Annotated in this window: 6 protein-coding genes; all 6 read left to right on the forward strand. The window is 64.7% G+C overall.

The window, feature by feature from the left end:
- Positions 1 to 4: 4 nt before the first annotated feature.
- The 6 genes from PAQ31011_RS10780 (at position 5) to PAQ31011_RS10805 (ending at position 17,875) form a co-directional block, all read left to right on the forward strand.
- Entirely contained in the window at positions 5 to 724 is a 720-nt protein-coding gene (locus PAQ31011_RS10780; protein WP_150575754.1) for a hypothetical protein, read from the forward strand.
- A gap of 11 nt (positions 725 to 735) precedes the next feature.
- Entirely contained in the window at positions 736 to 1,335 is a 600-nt protein-coding gene (locus tag PAQ31011_RS10785) for a YbjN domain-containing protein (protein ID WP_150575755.1), read from the forward strand.
- Positions 1,336 to 1,565: 230 nt separating this feature from the next.
- Positions 1,566 to 2,267: an STN domain-containing protein gene (locus PAQ31011_RS10790; protein ID WP_150575756.1), complete on the forward strand. Its 702-nt coding sequence runs from the start codon at positions 1,566 to 1,568 to the stop codon at positions 2,265 to 2,267.
- The gene (locus PAQ31011_RS10795; RefSeq protein WP_150575757.1) at positions 2,268 to 2,783 is read left to right on the forward strand and encodes an RNA polymerase sigma factor; all 516 of its coding nucleotides are present in this window, start codon (positions 2,268 to 2,270) and stop codon (positions 2,781 to 2,783) included. It begins immediately after the preceding gene.
- Positions 2,784 to 2,859: 76 nt separating this feature from the next.
- A complete protein-coding gene (locus tag PAQ31011_RS10800; RefSeq protein ID WP_150575758.1) occupies positions 2,860 to 3,909 on the forward strand; it encodes a FecR family protein in 1,050 nt (349 codons plus the stop codon).
- A gap of 277 nt (positions 3,910 to 4,186) precedes the next feature.
- On the forward strand, positions 4,187 to 17,875 hold the full coding sequence (locus PAQ31011_RS10805) for a filamentous haemagglutinin family protein (protein ID WP_174990071.1): 13,689 nt from the start codon (positions 4,187 to 4,189) through the stop codon (positions 17,873 to 17,875).
- The last annotated feature ends 447 nt before the right edge of the window (positions 17,876 to 18,322 follow it).

Consider the following 18,322-nt stretch of genomic DNA (forward strand, 5'->3'; position numbering starts at 1 on the left):
TGTCATGAGCCATCAGCCCCCGCGCGTGGTGTCGCGTCTGACTTCAGGTGCCAAGGTCACGGCAGCGGCCATGCTGCTCGCCGTGAGCTCGGCCGCGCTGGCGCAGACGCCGCAGGGCGCGCCGACGATGGAAGAGCGTCTGCGCACGCAACTGCGCACGACGACGGATCAGCTTCAGCAGGCGAAGAACGAACTCGCGGCGCTCAAGGCCGGTGGTGCGACCGCCGGTACTGCGGGCAAGGCCAGCAAGGACTCGCCCGAAGCGCTGCGCAAGCAACTGGACGACGCGCAGCAGCAGTTGGCCGCGGAGCGTCAGTCGCGTGAGCGTCTGGCGCAGGACGCTCGCGCGTCGCAATCGGAAGTGAAGACGATTGCCGACAAGGCCAACACACAGATCGCGCAGTATCGCAATGCGTACGACGAACTGCTCAAGCTCGCGCGTCAGGCCGACGCGCAGCGCAAGCAGCTCGCCGAGGAGGCGGCCGCACAACGGGCCGCGCTCAAGCTCGCGCAAGAGAAGAACGATCGTTTGTACGCCGTCGGTCAGGAAATCCTGACGGCCTACGAGACGATGGACGTCGCCACGATTGTGGCCGCACGTCAGCCGTTCGCCGCGCAAGCGCGCGTGAAGTACGAACAGATCGCGCAGCAGTACGGCGACAAGCTCTACGAGGGCAAGTTCGACGAGCAGAACGCAGTATCAGATATCAAAAACGGACGTTGAGGACCACTGGCATGAACGAAGAGAACACGATGCAACAAGACAACCACGACGCAGCACAAGCAGCCGCGCCGGTGACGTCAAGCGAGTCGTCACCCCTGGATGTCATCACCTTCATGACGTCCGCACAGGTGGCCGACGCGATTCGTGCCGCCGGTTGCGCCGTCTCGGTTCAGCAGGACGATCTGGTGACGCGTCTGCACAGCGCGAGCCACGGCATCGGCTATCAGGTGCACTGGGGCAATCAGGCCGGTGTCGATCAGTATCTGGATCTCACGCTGAGCTGCCCGCTGCGCATTCAGGGCGGCGATCTGCCCGAAGGGCTCATCAACGAATGGCACCGTTCGCGCCGTTTTGCGCGCGTGGCTGCGCACGGCGAATTCCTCGTGCTGGAGATGGACGTGTTCGCCGCCGGTGGCGTCACGTCGGAATTCCTGCGCTTCTCGATGCGTCTGTGGGTCGAAATGATGGGACAGTTTTTCCTGCATCTGCGCAACTTCACGCAGCAGGCGACCGGTCAGGCCGCCGCACCGCGTGACGAACTGGCTACGCCGGGCGACGCCCTCGCGGGTGTCGATGCCGCAGAATCGCAGGCACCGATGACGCTCAACTGAAGCGTCGCCGCGCGGCGCATCAAGCGCGTTTTCCTCTCGAGCCTGGGGATCTCCCCGCGCGGCAGTATCACGTCCAGCAGACGACTGGTTGGCCCGTAGCGCGCTTACTACCCCGTGGGCGCGTTACGGGTTTTTTTTGAGAAGGCGATCCTGCGCATTGTCAAAGCATCGTCACAATCGGACACGAGAATTGTCAGGAATTCTTACAAATCATTAGTGGATCAACGGGGATGCGGAAATCGCCCGCCGGGGTGAGTTGGCTGGCTGGCGTATTAGCGCTTGGGTGGCTCGCGTGTCTGCTGTTCGGTCCGGCCGCCATTGCGCGAACGAGTGTCCCACAGGCGCAGTCGTTCGATATCCCGGAGCTTCCCTTGAAGGACGCGCTCGCCCGCTTCGACGCGCTCACGCGTATGTCTGTCTTTTACCCGTCGTCGCTGGTGGAAGGCCGTCGTTCGCATGCCGTGTCCGGTATCCACTCCCCACATGAAGCGCTTGAAGAGATGCTCTCCGGCACCGGTGTGACAGCGGAGCTGACGGCGGAGAACGCGTTCGTGCTGGCGCCGGTGAATTCCCCGGTCTCGCAGGAATCACCGCGTGACGAAGCGAACGCTGCCGCGAGTTACCACGGAACGTTGCAGAACGCCGTGCTGCGCGCGCTGTGTGCGTCGCCGTCGCTCTCGCTCGGTGACTATCGTCTGGCGATGACGGTGCAGGTCGGCGCGAATGCGCGGGTGAGCCGGGTACGTCTGCTCGACACCACGGGCGATTCGCGTCGGGACACAGCCATCGTGCAGCGGTTGCAGGGGCTCGACGTCGGCCGCGTGCCTGCGGACACGACCCGCCCGTTCGTCATGCTGCTGTTGCCCACGGGGTGTCGAGAGAGTCGTGTCGCATGTGTGCAATCGCCGTGTCGGGCGATGACGGAGCACTAGATGGTCGACACACCGCGCGCCTTCCTGCGTGACCTGCTCGCGCAACGTTACGAAGATCTCAAACGCAAACTGACCTGGCGGCTGGGCTCGGCCGAGCTGGCGAGCGATGCCCTGCACGATACGTGGGTGCATCTCGACGACCGCGCCGACCGGCAGAGCGACGTGAAGAGTCCGGGCGCGTATCTCATTCGTATCGCCATGAACATGGCGTTCGACCGCGTGCAGCGCGAACGTCGTTACATGAGCGACGACGAGATCGATGCGCTCATGACCGAGTTCGTCGACCCGGCGCCGGGGCCCGCGCAGACCATCGAAGCGCGTGACGATATCGCGACGCTCGAACGTCTGTTGGCCGATCTGCCGCCGCGTCGCCGCGCGATCTTCATCGCGGTGCGCGTCCACGAAATGTCGAACGAAGACGTGGCGCGCCGCTTCGGCGTGTCGCCGCGTCTCGTCGGTCTTGAACTCAAGCGTGCGCACGAATACTGCATGGCGCATATGCCGAGGTCCGAATGAACCGGGGATTGCCGATGGCGCGGGGCAAAACCGTCTCAGCAAAGGAGACCTTCCGTCTCATGCGAGAGGTGACGCCATGATGTCCCGACCGGATACCCCGTTGCCGCACAAGCGGCGTCTCGATGCTACCGAACGGCAGGCGATGAGCTGGGTGCGACGGATGGCGTCCGGCGAGATGACGCACGCCGACGGCGACGCGCTGCGCGAGTGGGCGCGGCGCGATCCGAAGCACGCGCAGGCGCTGGCCAACGCACAGCGTCAGTGGAAGCAACTGACGCAGGCGGCGCAGCAATCGGCGGCGGCTGCAGCGGCGGTTGCTGCGTGTCCGGCCCCGTCGCGCAAAACAACGACGAAAGCAAAGGCCCAGCGCGAGACCGGACTCGGCTTCGATCCGCGCCGCCGCTGGGTGCTTGCGGGCACGGCAGGCGCATTCGCTACGGCAGCCGGTGTGGCCGTCATTGGCGGGCCCCTCGGGCTGCTGCCCAGTGCTGCATCCATTCACGCCGACTACAGTACCGGAACCGGCGAGCAGCGCACCGTCGCGCTGGCGGGTGATGTCTCCGTCGAAATGAATACGCGTACGAGCGTGGCACTCCGCACCGGGGGCGCAGCGGCCAGTACGCCGGGCATCGACCTGCTGAGCGGCGAGGCGGCCGTAGACACCACACTGGCATCGCGTCCGTTCGAGATCGTGGCCGGGGCGGGGCGAACCATTGCGCATCACGCGCGGGTCGAAGTGCGCAACGTGGCCGACAAGGTCTGCGTTACCTGCATCGAAGGCACGGCGGATGTGGTGCATACCGCCGGGCGTGTCACGCTGCGTGCGCGTCAGCAACTCGTCTACGACGCACGCAGCCTGCAATCGCTGGTCAATGTCGACGCTAACGCTATGCCCGAATGGCGCGATGGCTATCTGCGCTTTGCCGAGGTGCCGCTGGGCGATGTGATCGACGAGATTAACCGTTACCGTCCGGGGAAAGTCGTGCTCCTGAACGATAAAATCGCCGCGCGTCCGGTCACCGGACGCTTTGCGATCCGCTCGCTCGATGTGGCACTCGGTCAGATCGAGCATTCGCTGAGTCTGTCGGCGCGCGCGCTGCCCGGTGGCATCGTGTTGCTCGGTTGATCGGCTCGGACTTCCTCCATCATTGCAGTCACCGCAGTTTGCGAACGCCCGGCGTTGGGCGTTCGCCGTGACGGTTCGGTCATGTCACGAAAGATTCAAATAAATCCTTGCCGATTGGCCTGCGTCGAAGGGTCTTAGTCCCGAGAGCGTCAAGTGTTCCTTTCGCATTCCTATGCATGGAACGTTTGGACGAAAACCTGCCAGAGGCTGTTCGCTGGCGTTGTCGCGAGACACCGCCCCACAGCCGCACCAGACGACAGACGGGATTGAAACCATCATGCGTAAGCGCGTAGCTTCTTCTTCGCCCTCCGTGCCTCCTTTGCCACTGCGCGTGCTGCGCATCCGCCCGCTTGCGCAGGCGGTTGCGGTGTTCGCCGCAAGTAGCGCCATGATCGGCGCGGCCCACGCGCAACAGGCGTTTAGCAGTGCGTGGTTCGCCGCGCGCGGTGCTGCGCAGACGACGGCGGCACAAACGGGACGTCTGCCGAACGGCATGCCCGTCTCGTCGCTGCAAAACCCGGGCGAACAGCAGCAACGCGCCAATCAGGCGTTGCAGAACTCCATCGCCAATCTCGCGACCGCTGCGCAAGGCATCGCTGCAATGCAGGCCGCGCAGACGGCGGCGCGTCAGGCCGCTGCCGCGTCTCCTGAAACGATTCCCGACGGTCTTGCCGAAGGCGGCCTGAAGGTCGACACGAACAGCCTCACTGCGGGCTGGATCAACGCGAAGAAGGACATCGCGCAAACGCGCGACGCCGCTGGCAACACCAACGTCAGGATCGAACAGACGGGTGAGAAGGCCATCCTGAACTGGGAGACGTTCAACGTCGGGCGTCGCACAACGGTCGAGTTCGCGCAGCAACCGGGTTGGGCGGTGCTTAACCGCGTGAACGATCCGAACGCACGCCCGAGCCAGATTCAGGGCCAGATCAAGGCGGATGGCACGGTGGTGATCGTCAACCGCAACGGCATTCAGTTCACGGGCACGGCGCAGGTCGACACGCGCAATCTGGTGGCGGCAGCCGTGGGCATGACGAACGATCAGTTCAATCGCGGCATCTACGGCACGGCGCTCGCAGGTGCAACGGTGCCGACGTTCGCCAACGATCTGACCGTCACCGGTTCAGGCTTCTCGCACACTGGAGCTACGGCCAATGTGGTCGTCGACGCGGGTGCGCGCATCAACACGCGCAAGCCGCAATCGGTGACGGAAGGCGGTGGCTATGTGTTGCTGCTCGGTCGTGAGGCACATAACCGGGGCACGATCGTCACCCCGTCAGGCCAGACGGTGATCGCGGGCGGCGACGCGTTTGTCATCCGTCGTGGCATGGGCACGGACGGCAATCCGAATTCCAGCACGCGCGGCAACGAAGTCACCCCGAGCCTCCTCGCGGGATCGACGGCCGGACGCATCAGCAACAGCGGTTTGATTCTGTCGACGTTGGGCGACATCACGCTCACCGGCCGTCAGGTCGATCAAAGCGGCGTGCTGGTATCGAGCACCTCAGTGAATACACGAGGCACGATCCACCTGACCGCGAGCGGCGATGCGAACGCACAGGTGAAGCTCGCGCCGGGCGCGGTGAGCGCCATCCTGCTCGACACCGCAGGTGACACGGCCCTCGATGTGCAGCGCTCGTCAATGCTTGCGGACACGGCCAAGGTCGCTGAATCCGGCTTGTACAACCGTCGCGACCAGTCGCTGGTACAGATCGTCTCGTCGGGCGATGTGCTGCTCGACAGCGACACGCTCACGCTCGCCACCGGCGGGCAGATCAACGTTGCCGGGACGCGTCGCATGGTGGCGATGGAGCGTGCCAAGCTCGACGTGTCGGGCGCGGTCGGCGTGCAGGTGGCGATGGCGTCGAACAACCTCGAAATCAGCGTGCAGGGCAACGAGCAACGCGACGCACCGACCAACCGCGATTCCGCGCTGCTTAACAACCAGACGCTCTTTATCGACCGTCGCTATCTGGTGCGCGTGCCGGCGGGCACGCAAGGCTTCACGACCGATCGCTGGTACACGGCGGGCGGTCTGCTCGAAGTTAGCGGCTATCTCAACACCGCACAACACGGCATCGGCGAATGGGCCGCGCAGGGCGGCACGGTGCAACTGGGCGGTGCGGAAGTCGTCACGCGCGCGGGCTCCCTGATCAATCTGGCGGGCGGCACACTCGACGTGCAGACGGGCATGATCCGTCAGAGCTGGCTGCGCGGCGACGACGGACAACTTTATCGTGCGGACAATGCGCCGGGCGATTTGCGTTATCTGGGGGTGTATCGCGGTTTCGAAGTCGCTCACACCCGATGGGGCAAAGGCACCACCGAGTCATATGCCACGCCGTTCATCGCGCCGGGCGAGCGCCTGGAGAACGGCTACACCGTCGGACGCGATGCAGGGCGTCTGATCGTCTCCAGTCTGTCGGCCGTGCTTGAGGGCGACGTCGATACGTCCGTCTATCAGGGGCCGCGTCAGACGCAGGCCGCCGACCGGGGGCTCTACGACGGCTATCTGCAATCTCAATTGGCTGCACCGCGCGCCGGACAGTTCATCGTTGGCCGGATCACGCCCTATTACGACGACGTAGCGCTCGCCTTGCGCGACAGCCCGTCGGCACTCGCTCGCACTATCGACGTGGGTTCCGTGCAGGCGTTGGCGGCCGACATCGCCCTCGATGCGGCCATCGATCCGAAGCGCGCGGGCAAGATCTCGCTCGATGCCGACTGGATCAATCGTCAGAACTTCGGTGCCGTGAAGCTGATAGCGACCGAGCGGTTGACGCTGGGCGGCGACCTTCGAGTCGCCGATGGTGGCGACGTCGGTCTGCATGCCACGCGCGTGGAACTCAACGCTAACGTGACGGCGCGCGGCGGTGCGATTGCCGCGGGCAACATCCTGAATCAGATGCTCACGACCACCGGCAACGGTGTCTGGACCGACATGCCCGTTGCGGACACTGCCGTCGTCGGCGGTGAGCAGTATGTCAAGGTGGCGGGCGGCGCGACGCTCGACGCACGCGGCCTGTGGAGCCGGGCGGATGACGGCGAAGCGGGCATTCATGGCCTGCCGTACGTCAACGGCGGCAGTGTGCAGCTCTCCAGTTCGGGCGACGTGAGGTTGCTGCCGGGGAGCATCGTCGATGTGTCGTCGGGGGCAGCGTTGTTGTCGAACGGCACGGTACGTGGAGGCAAGGGCGGCAGCGTCTCGCTGCTGGCCAGCCAGTACGACCTCGACGGCAAGCGGCATGGTGAGGTGCAGGTCGACGGCACGTTGCGCGCCTATGGTGTGAACGGCGGCGGCACGCTCAAGATCGACACGGGCAACGGCGTGGTCATCGGCGGTCCGGGGCTTCAGACGGAGGGATGGCTTGCCGCCGGTGAGTCGTTGCCGATCAACGTCATGCTGCTGGAGGACTACACGATCAAGGCCGGTACCGTCGCGCCGGTCGATTACAAGCAGACGATCTCACGCGTGATGCCGGGGCAAACACTCACCACCGCACCGGCGATCACCGCCGACGCGCCGGTGACGCTCGCCGCCGACTGGACGGTGCCTGCGGGGGCGTCGGGCAACTTCTTCGTTTACGTGCCGAGTGGCCGCTCCTATAGTTCGGGGCAGGTCGTGCCTGCGGGCACCGTTATCACGCGCACGTTCGGCACTGTCGCGCCGGATTATGTGCTTCCGGGGAACGTCTTCCCGGCGGGCATCCCCGTTGTGCCGTACAACATTGTCGCCAAGGCAGGTACGCCGCTGCCGTTCGACGTGACGTTGACCAAGGGGGATGTCATCCCCAGCGGGCTGGCCGTGACGGAGAAGGTGCGGGTCGCGTCGCCTACGGTCTTGGGTGCGGATATTTTCTCTACGGGCTTCTCGCGCTACGACGTCACGGGCCAGCTTGGCGTGTCCGTGGCCGACAATGCGCATCTGAACGTCGTCATGCCGGTGCTGTACGCGGACAAGCAGGCCGCGCAGGACGCCGCGAGCGGCAGCGATCCGTCTCGCGTATTACGCACGTATCTTCCGCCGGTCTGGCAGAGCGACGCCGCGAAGGGCACCGTCACGCAACGCGGCGGTGCCGATCTCGCGCTCAACGCCGGGACGGTCTACAAGCGCGCGCCGCTGGTCGTGGGCGAAGGTGCACGCATCGACGTCGATCCGGGGCGCAGCATCGCGTTGACGGGCAACGATCAGATCACCCTGCTCGGTGGGTTGTACGCGGCCTCGGGGACGGTCAGCCTGTTGCGCGGTGCGTTCGGCACGGGTAATGAAGTCGATCGTCCCGACGGCGCATTCACGGCGCGCTCGATCTGGCTTGGCAGCCATTCCGTGATCGATGTGGCGGCCCAACCGTTCGTGGCGCAGGACGCATCCGGTGCTTACAACGGCCGAGTGAGCGCTGGCGGCACGATCCAGATCGGCGCAAAGTACACGCCGGGAGCGACCAAGGTCGACGCCGCAGACGCTTTCGTCATCGTGCGCCCCGGTGCGAAGCTCGATGCATCGGGCGCGTCGGCAGACATCGACGTGCCCGGACAGGGCCGCACGCATGTGACGAGCAACGGCGGCGTGATTTCGCTGGCCTCGGCACGGGGCCTGTATCTCGACGGTGAGATGATCGCTGTGTCGGGGGGCGCGGGCGCTGCGGGCGGCACGCTGAATCTGGTGCTTGAGACGCTCGCCTACGGCCCTGTCGACCGCCTCACGCTCAAGGGTGCCGCCGTGGAAGACGCGGTTCGCGTCGCCCACGAGATGGTCGTTGCCCAAACGCAGGGTCCGAGCACGCTGTCGGATACTTTAAGCGCAGGTGCAGTCGGTGGCGGGCTCGCGATGGGGACCGCGCGTATCGGCGTGGATCGCGTCAAGGCCGGTGGCTTCGACAATCTCGCGCTGCTCGCCAACGGCATGATCGACTTCGACGGCAGCGTCGACCTGTCGCTGGGACAAAGCGTGCGTCTGACGGCCAATTCCTTCGGTCTGGCAGCGAACGCGGCCCCGGGGAGCGTGGTGAAGATTGCTGCGCCGTATGTACAACTGGCCGGGGCCACGCGTGCGCAGGGCGAAAACGAGATCATGCCCAATGCGGTCGTGGGCTCGAAGAATCAGGGGAGGGGGAGCGGTGCGCTCGGACTTCCGGCGCAGGACCGCAACGCAAAGTTCGAAGTCGATGCATCGATCATCGATCTGTCCGGTCCGATGCAATTCGGCACGGCAGGGACCATCGAGACGAACACCTCACCGATCGAAGTCCGGCGACTCGCATTTGGCGATGTTGCGTTGCGCAGCCGTGGCGACTTGCGGCTTCTCGACAATACGACGTTTTACGTGCCGGGCGATCTGACGCTTGCCGCCGCTCAGATCTATCCTGTCTCGGAAGCCACCGCGACCATCGTCGTGGGGCAGCGCACTTATGTGAACGAGCAGTGGCAGACGATCGAAACGCGATTCGACCCCGAGCGCAAGTTGACCATCGAGCGCGTGGGCAACGCGCTGCCTGCACAACCCTATTCGCTCTTTGGCAATCTGACGCTCGCCGCGCCGAATATCTTGCAGGGCGGGGTGTTACGCGCCCCGATGGGCTCCATCACGTTCGGCACCGCCAGCAACCTCCAGACCATTGGTTTGCTGCGTTTGCTGCCGGGCAGTGTCACGTCGGTGAGTGCCGCAGGGCTGACGATGCCCTATGGTGGCTCGCTCGACGGCCTGAGCTATCTCAATGCCGGTGTCGATGCGAAATATGCACTGGCAGGTGCCGGGCCCGCGATTGCTGTGTATGCGCACTCGGTGGGCGTGGACGATGGCGCGGTCATCGATCTGTCGGGCGGTGGTGAGATTCGCGGGGCGGCATTCCTTAGCGGACGTGGCGGCTCGATCGACGCGCGCCTCTCGCCGCTCATGCAGGTGGTGCAGACGGGCAACAAGGCCAGCTTCACACTGCCGTCCCTGTCGTCCAATCCCGTCTACGCCATCGTTCCCGGCGCACAGTCGGCCTACGCGCCCATCGTGAGCGACAACGGGGCGGGGGCACCGCTCATCGGTCAGCAGATCACCATCGGCAACGGTGTACCGGGATTGCCTGCCGGAACCTACACGCTGTTGCCGTCGACGTTCGCACTGTTGCCTGGCGCGTATCGCGTGGAGTTGCAACCGGGGACGACGGCACCGGCGGGTCTCGCGCCGCTCGCGATGCGTAACGGCTCGCTCGCACTCTCTGCACAGTTGAGCGTGAACGACACCGGCATTCGCAGCGCCACGCCGACGCGGGCTGTGCTCACGTCCGCAGACACGTTGCGTAAGTACTCGCAGTACAACGAGATGAGCTACGCCGATTTTGCGCGCGCCGCGTCTGCACGCGATGGTGTGCCCCGCTCGCTGATCGAGGCAGATGCCAAGCGTCTCGACTTATATTTCCTGCCCAGCAGCTACATGGGCAAGATCGATGGACTTCCTTCACTTCGCTTCGAAGGTAAGGCCGAGGTCTCGCGCGGCAAGGATGGTTACGGCGCCAGCGTTCTCGTCAGTTCGCCGTCCGGCGGTAGCTTCGAAATTCTCGGCGCGAACGCCAGGCCCACGGTGGGCGATATCGGGTTGGTGTCGCTCTATGCCAACGACTTGAACGCCATCGGTGCGGCGCGACTGGCGATCGGTGCGCTGCCCGAAGTGCTCAAGGGCACGGGAGGCACGCTGGGGGCCGCCACGGCATCGTTCGATGTCAATGGTCGCGGCAATGTGTACGACGTGGTGCTGCGCGGCGGCGCGGTCTTGCGGGCGGGCGAGGTGTTCATCGTGACACGCGCGCCGAACCGCGGTATCACCATCGAGCAGGGCAGCGGCATCAACACGCTCGGCTATGGCATGCAGATGTGGGACGCGTCGAACGGCTACACCTACGCACCGGGCACGTCCGGTGTGCTGGCCGTGTCCAACGGTCGGCTTGCGATGCTCGCGCCGACGCCGACAACGGCCGCCGACTCGTTTGGTTCGGGCTACATCGATCTGGGGGTCTGCACGGCGGGCGCTGCGTGCACCGGCGAATCGCTGCTGCTGTCCGAGGGCTCTATCGCGGTCGCCACCGATAAGCGCTTCACGATCACCGACGCCGTGCGCTACGGTACGCGTCAACTCTCACTCTCCGTCGGGCGAGTGAACGTGGGCGAGCAAGCTTCGCTCGACGCGCTTGCGGCATCCGGGAAGCTTGCTCAGGGGCTTACGCTCAATCAACCGGTGCTGTCACGTCTGCTGCGCGGCGACACGGTGTACGGCGCACCGGCGCTGGAGAGCCTGTCGCTCATCGCTCGCGATTCGATCAATTTCTACGATTCCGTCGAACTGTCCACCATCGACGCGACCACCGGCAAGTCGACCATCGACACGCTGGTGCTCGGCACGCCCGCGATCTTCGGCTACGGATCGAGCGACGCGCTGGCGCGTATTCGCACGGATCGACTGGTCTGGACCGGCTCGAAGGCCCCGGCGAGCAGTGTGGTCGCCGGTGGCGCGGGAACCGGCAGCGGTCGGTTTGCGATCGAGGCACGTGAGATCGAGTTCGGTTTTGGACCCGCCACGCAGCCCGACGTCAACAACGCCATGAATCGTCTGGCCGTCGGGTTCTCGACGGTCGAGCTCAAGGCGAGCGAACGTGTCACGGCCAATCAGAAGGGCAGCCTGTCCGTCTATCGCGCGCAAGACGGCTGGAACGACCAGACGCACGCCTACGACTACAGCGGCGGCGATATCGTCATCGATACGCCGATCCTCACGGGTGCGGCGGGCTCGGCGAATCGCTTTAATGCGGGCGGGAACATCACGGTCGCCAATGCAAGCGCGCGGGCGAAGCCGGCGGTTGGCAACGACCAACTGGTCGCCGCCCTCGGGGCGGAAGTTGGGCTGACGTCCGGCGGCGCGACGCACATCGATACCAATGTCGTGCTGCCGAGCGGCCGCCTGCGGGTGGACGCGGCCGGTGACGTCACGCTTGGCGATGGCGCGCAACTCGATCTCGCAGGGCGCAAGCTCCGGTTCTTCGACGCGACGAAATACAGCTGGGGCGGCGACGTGCTGCTGTCCAGCGAGCAAGGCAACGTGCGTCAGGCGGGTGGGTCGGTCATCGATCTGTCGGCTGTCGAGAACCGTGCAGGCAAGTTGTCCGTGACGGCCGTGGGCGCGACAGGCGGAGTCGTCTCGCTCGCAGGCCAGTTGCTCGGCAGCGCGACGGGCATGTACGACGCAGGCGGCACGCTGGTCCCGTTCGGCGCGGGCGGCATCGATGTACGGGCACAGCGCATCGATGGCTTCACGGCATTGAACTCACATCTGAGCGAAGGAGGCGTGTTCGGCAGCCGCAGCTTCCAGATCAAGCAAGGCGATCTCGTCGTCGGCGACGAACTCAAGGCACGCGAAATTACGCTGTCGGTCGACGGCGGACGACTCGATATCGTCGGGCGGGTGGATGCGAGCGGCAAGCAGGTGGGGAGCATCCGGTTGTCGGCGCGTGACGGTGTGAGCGTCGGCGGTAATGCAACGCTTGATGCACACAGCACGACGCTTCGACTGGATAGCTACGGTCAGCCTATCGAGGCGTCGAACCGTGCCATTGTCGAAATCAACGGCGGCGACGGGCGGGTCGTGCTGGCCGACGGCGCGCGCATCGACGTACGCGCCGGGACGAGCGGCACGCCGCTCAATGTCGGCACTGTCGAGATCAGCGCCAAACGCCTGGGGTCGAATGGGGCAGGCAATGCGAAGGGTAACGACATTGCCATCGATGCGGGCGGCAACGTCGTGGTCGATGGTGCACGTTCGATTACCGTCAACGGCATGCAGCGGGATGCCAATGCGCGTCCGGGCACCGACGTTTCAGTCGACGGCCGGCCGTATCAGATCATCGATCAGGATTATCTCGACACGCTGCACGGACAGAACGAGACGTTCATGTCCAATGCGCTGGCCAACGGCGCACTGCTCACGCGACTCGCGGGCCTGCGCCGCTATACGGACGCCTTCCATCTGCGACCGGGCGTCGAGATCGTGAGCGCCACACCTGAGGGCGATCTGCACATCGATGGCGACATCGACATGTCGCGCTATCGCTACGCGAGTCTGAATGCGAACACGCAGAAGACCGGTGTGTACGGCAGCGGTGAAGCCGGGGCGCTGACCATTCGGGCGGGCGGTAACCTCGAAGTGTTCGGCAGCGTGAACGACGGCTTCGACGCGAGCAAGCTGACGGCGACGTCTTCGGACAACAAGGGCTGGGTGCTCACCAGCGGCAAGGCGGGTTGGGGTGGTGACGCCGTCGTGCCCGTGGGCGGTCTCGTTACGCTCGTGGCAGGGACGACGTTCCCGGCTGGGCGTCAGCTCAATTACGACATTTCGATCGAAGCCAGCACGCTGCCGGGCGGCACGCGTCTGCCGGGGCAGGCGAAGTTGACGGCCGATCTGACCTTCCCCGCAGGCACGGTGCTGGGCGGTGCGGTGCGCGACGCGTCTGGCAACGTGGTGTACGCGGCGGGTTCGGTACTCACGTCGGGCGTGACGCTCACTCGTGACATGAAGTTGGATGCAGGCGTGCTCTTGCCTGGCGACGCATCCGTCGCCGCGATGATCTGGCCCGCAGGCAAGGTGCTGCCCACGACCTTCGTGCTGGCCAGCGATCTGGCGATGAAGAAGGGCGCGATCATTCCGGCGGAAACGTCGGTCAAGCTGCCGAACGACGCGACGTTCATCAACGTGCGTCCCGCCGATGCCAACGGTATCCAAGGACAACTGCTTGCGCTCGCGCCGATGCTGCAACCGGGATCGGCCTCGTGGTCGATGCGACTGGTCGCCGGTGCGGACCTTGCGGCCGCCGATCCGCGTGCACTGCGTCCGTCTGCCGTGAACGGTCATCTGGTGCTCTCGGACACGCACTACGGGATGGGGGAGAAATTGGTGCAAATCCCGGGCACGGGAACGCCCGGTGTGTATCGTTGGGGGAGTGACGCGCCGTGGTACTTCGGCACGAATCCGGGGGATCCGGTTACTGCGCAGGAGATGTTGGACTACGGTATCAAAACTGATGCCGACGCGAACATGTACAACGAGATTGGCGACATGATTCAGATCGTCACGCCAGGAACGCCCGCACAGTTCGAACTGAAAGCCAGCCCGGCGCGTGAGCCGATTTTCAGTGTGGTGCGCACCGGCACGGGCGATCTCGACATGCTCGCGGGCGGAAACTTCACGATGAATTCGCCGTACGGCGTTTATACGGCGGGCACGCAGTCGCGAGATGTCGCGGCCGCTTACAACCTGGCCCGGTCCAAGTTGAAGAACGCGTCAGTGCTGGGGCCGGACGGCGGCGAGTTCGAAAAGTTCGTCGACGGCAAGGCGCAGAGCCTGTATTCGGCCTGGTATCCGGAGCACGGCGGCAACCTCTTCGTGCGCGCGCAGGGCGACATTCGTGGCGACACGATCGGCATGTCCGATAGCTACCGACGCTCGAATGCGACGGGGTTCGGCGACCCGCGTCAGGTCACCGATTCGGGCAATGTCGGTAGCTGGTTGTGGCGACAAGGCTCCGGTTCCGTGATTCCGACGGGTGGTGTGCCGACCGCATGGTGGGTGAATTTCGGAACTTACACGGCGGGTAAACAGAGCGGTTCCGACGTGTTCGATACGGCACCTTTCCTGCAGGGCTTTACCGGGCTTGGAACGCTCGGCGGCGGCAACGTCGTGCTTGAGGCGGGCGGCAACGCGGGCATGCTCGAATCGCGGATGGGGCCGGGCAATACCGAAGGCCCCCGTGCGCTGGCGCGAAGCGAGGGGCTGAACGTCTCTGTGGCCAGTACCGGTCGTGTCTCGGCCGATGGCTCGCAGATCGTACTCACCGGTGGGGGCGATCTCGACGTGCGTATCGGCGGCGGCCTGAATCCGGTGCGCGAAGTTCGCGCCGTCGCACCGACCAATAACCCGATTACCGATCTGTCCACATGGCGTATCGGCAATCTTGCACTGAACGGCACGTTCACCAACCTGCGCGGCGCGACACGCGTTGAAGCCGGGGCGCTGGGCGGGTTCGACGCCATCTTTGGCGGCACCGACCTGAGCGAGTCACGTGCACGCGACCCCTACGTCGCCGAGCGCGGCATCGGGACCGGTGGACCGTCGCTCGTGCTGGGCGACTCGACGGCCCGTGTCGACACGCGTGGCGATCTGGTGATCGGCGGTTACGGCGATGCCACACGCACGCAACAACGCACCAACGGCACGCCGTTCTCCGTGAACGGCACCTCCTATAGCGGCGAAGGCATCAGTTGGTTCTCGCTCTGGACGCCCTCGACTGCCATCGATCTGTTCAGCGCGGGCGGGAATTTGGTGCCGATCACGACGTTGGGGGACAACGGCCGTGTGGGGATGAACTATTCGGCGACAGACGGGCGCTTCGTGTTGCCCGCCACGTTGCGTGCCGTGGCGGCCAATGGGAGCATCTACAACGGCTACTCGGCGACGGGGATCCTTGGCGACGATTCGAATCCGTCCCGTGGCGACACACCGGTATTGTTGGCACCTGAGCCGGTCAGTTCCCTGTTCAAGGTCGCTGCCGACGGCGGCGCGCTGGAGATGATCGCAGGTAAGTCGTTGTACAGCTCCGGCTACGCGATCAGCCGCTCGGCGGCGGATCCGAAAGCGTTGCCCACTGCGCAGAATCCGGCGTTCGCGGGCGGGGTGCTCGCCACGTGGTTCGGTCGTAAGTTCCTGACCAACGTCCGGCAAGATGCGCTGGCGCCGGGATTCATGCTGCTCACCTACAGCCAGGATTTGCTCGATCGTTTCCCGATGTTCAGCCTGACACCGGCGACCGTCTCGGGGTACGACTTCAGCGGCATCTCGCCCGCACGTTTCTACGCGCTGACCGGCGACATCGTGGGCCTTCAGACCGGCGGCATCAACTATCGCGGCACCTCGGTGCCGCAACCGGGTACGCAGGCGAACTGGTACGAGGGCAACGGCGCGGTCGCCATCCGGGCGGGCAGAGACATCGTCAACTCGGGCACGCCGCTCGGAACGTTCCTGTCGACCAACGGCAATTTCGCTGGCTGGTACACCATTCCGGACTTCCAGGATCCGGTGAACAATCCGGGCAGGCCGCAACCGAGAAGCAATGCAACGACACGGGGCAACTTGATCGTGCAGAACTCGCCGGACGATATCTCCGTCGTCTCGGCTGGACGCGATATCCGATATAGCTCGTTCTACGTGGCCGGTCCGGGCTTGCTCGAGGTGACAGCCGGACGCGACATTCTCATGGGGGACAAGGCCGAGTTGCGCAGCCTCGGGGCGCTGACCAACGTTACGTCGGGTGACCGGAGCAGCGGTGCCGGGATTGCTGTGGCGGCGGGCGTCGGTCCGAAGGGGCTCGACGGCATCGACTTCAAGGCGTTTGCTGCCCGTTATCTGGATCCGGCGAATCTGGCCGAAGCGGGGCGTCCGTTCGCCGATCAGCCAGGCAAGGCGGTCGTGGTGTATGGCGGCGAGTTGACGTTGAGTGGCTGGCTGACTAAGGAGTTTGGTTATGTCGGCAATGCGAGCGACGCCGAGGCCTATCTCGTCAATAAGCAGGTCGAACTTGATGCTGCGAGCAAGGCCGCAGGGAGTGCTGGGGCCGTTGCCAAACGCGATCTGCGAAACGAGTATGCACAGCAAAGCAATCTGTATCTCGTGAACTGGCTGACCCGACGTTTTGGCGATGCATCGGTGCGCTACGGTCAGAGCGTTCGTTTCGATGCGGCGTCGATGGATGCACGTCAGTTCTTCGACGCGCTTGCACCGGAGCAACAGCGAGCCTATCTGCGCGATGTCTATTTCGCCGAGTTGCGCGCGTCCGGCCGGGAGTACAACGATGCGAGCGGTCCGCGCGCGGGCAGTTATCTGCGCGGTCGAGAAGCCATTGCGACCTTGTTCCCGACGACCGATGAGACAGGCGCGACACGGCAGTACGACGGCGATCTGACGATGTACAGTAGCGCGGCGTATTTCGTCCAGAACATGAATCGTGTGTCGACGACGCGTCCGCAGGCGGGGGTGAAGTATCTGACGCAGGCGCAGTGGATCGCGCGTGGCAGTCCGTCGACGGGCGTGCCGCACTACGAGGTGCAGGATGCCGGGATCCACACCGACTTCGGTGGCGGCGTGAGTGTTCTGACGCCGGGCGGGCGGACGCTCGTCGGTGTGGATGGCGGGTTTGTGCCGGAAGAGGGGTCGGGGATCTTGACGCAGGGCAGGGGCAACGTCGAACTATATTCGCTCGATAGCATTCTGCTGGGACAGAGCCGTATCTTCACGACGTTCGGCGGGAACATCCTGGCGTGGTCGGCGCAAGGCGACATCAACGCCGGCCGCGGCTCGAAGTCCACCGTCGTCTATACACCGCAACGCCGGGTGTATGACGGGCTAGGTATTGTTGCACTTTCGCCGACGACGCCGAATACGGGCGCTGGTATTGCGACACTGGCGCCGATCCCCGAGGTGCCGCCGGGCGACATCGACCTGATCGCGCCGTTGGGAACGGTCGACGCGGGCGAAGCCGGGATTCGCGTGTCGGGTAACGTGAACGTTGCGGCATTGCGTGTGATGAATGCCGAGAACATTCAGGTGCAAGGCAAGTCGGTGGGTATCCCAACGGTCGCAGCGGTCAATGTCGGTGCGCTGACGAATGCGAGCGCGACGGCGGCGCAAGCGGCGTCGGCCGCTCAGGAGGCGATGGCTCGCGACCGGGCGGCATCGAGACAGAACCAGTCGTCCATCTTTAGCGTGCGCATGCTGGATGCCGGGGCGCAGACCGACAGCGCGGGTAAGCCGCGTGCGGATACCGGCAAGATGTTCCGCTACGACCCGGCGTCGCCGGTGCAGGTGGTTGGCCAGATGAATCTGTCCGAGTCCCAGTTACAGGCGCTGACCCCGACGGAACGGAAGAATCTGATGCGTTGATCGATCTCTCTATATAGGGAGGGGCGAGCGGTCCCCGGATATGTGGGGAGAGGGGAAGCGCGACCGGTCCCCGGATATATATAGAAGGGGTACGGGCGGCTCGTCCCAGAAGAATGCCCCGGCAAGCCCGATATACGGGCTTGCCGGGGCATTCTTCGTTTGAGCGGTGGAGGGGGCGGACATGCAAGATTCTTGCGATCTTAAAAATAGTTTCACAAAGGGCTTGCGCTCGTTGTCGAACGTCATTAATATTCCGTCTCTCGCAACGACAGCGACGCAGCGAAAGCAGCGACGAGGTTGAAGCGACGGGCTGGAAAGCCCGGTGGTTAGTGGTTTTGGAGCTTGTGAGTCGCTACGGCGACGAACGAAGAAAGCGAAAAAAACTGTTGACGACGACGAGAAGCTGCGACATAATCTCACTTCTCTGCTGCTGATGCAGCGACGCAG

The organism is Pandoraea aquatica (genome assembly GCF_902459565.1).
In the GTDB taxonomy this organism is placed as follows: domain Bacteria; phylum Pseudomonadota; class Gammaproteobacteria; order Burkholderiales; family Burkholderiaceae; genus Pandoraea; species Pandoraea aquatica.

What these genes read in the sequence shown, in the direction of transcription:
- PAQ31011_RS10800 (WP_150575758.1), top strand. Translation starts at nt 2,860, where the DNA reads ATGATGTCCCGACCGGATACCCCGTTGCCGCACAAGCGGCGTCTCGAT.
- PAQ31011_RS10780 (WP_150575754.1), top strand. Translation starts at nt 5, where the DNA reads ATGAGCCATCAGCCCCCGCGCGTGGTGTCGCGTCTGACTTCAGGTGCC.
- PAQ31011_RS10790 (WP_150575756.1), top strand. Translation starts at nt 1,566, where the DNA reads ATGCGGAAATCGCCCGCCGGGGTGAGTTGGCTGGCTGGCGTATTAGCG.
- PAQ31011_RS10785 (WP_150575755.1), top strand. Translation starts at nt 736, where the DNA reads ATGAACGAAGAGAACACGATGCAACAAGACAACCACGACGCAGCACAA.
- PAQ31011_RS10795 (WP_150575757.1), top strand. Translation starts at nt 2,268, where the DNA reads ATGGTCGACACACCGCGCGCCTTCCTGCGTGACCTGCTCGCGCAACGT.
- PAQ31011_RS10805 (WP_174990071.1), top strand. Translation starts at nt 4,187, where the DNA reads ATGCGTAAGCGCGTAGCTTCTTCTTCGCCCTCCGTGCCTCCTTTGCCA.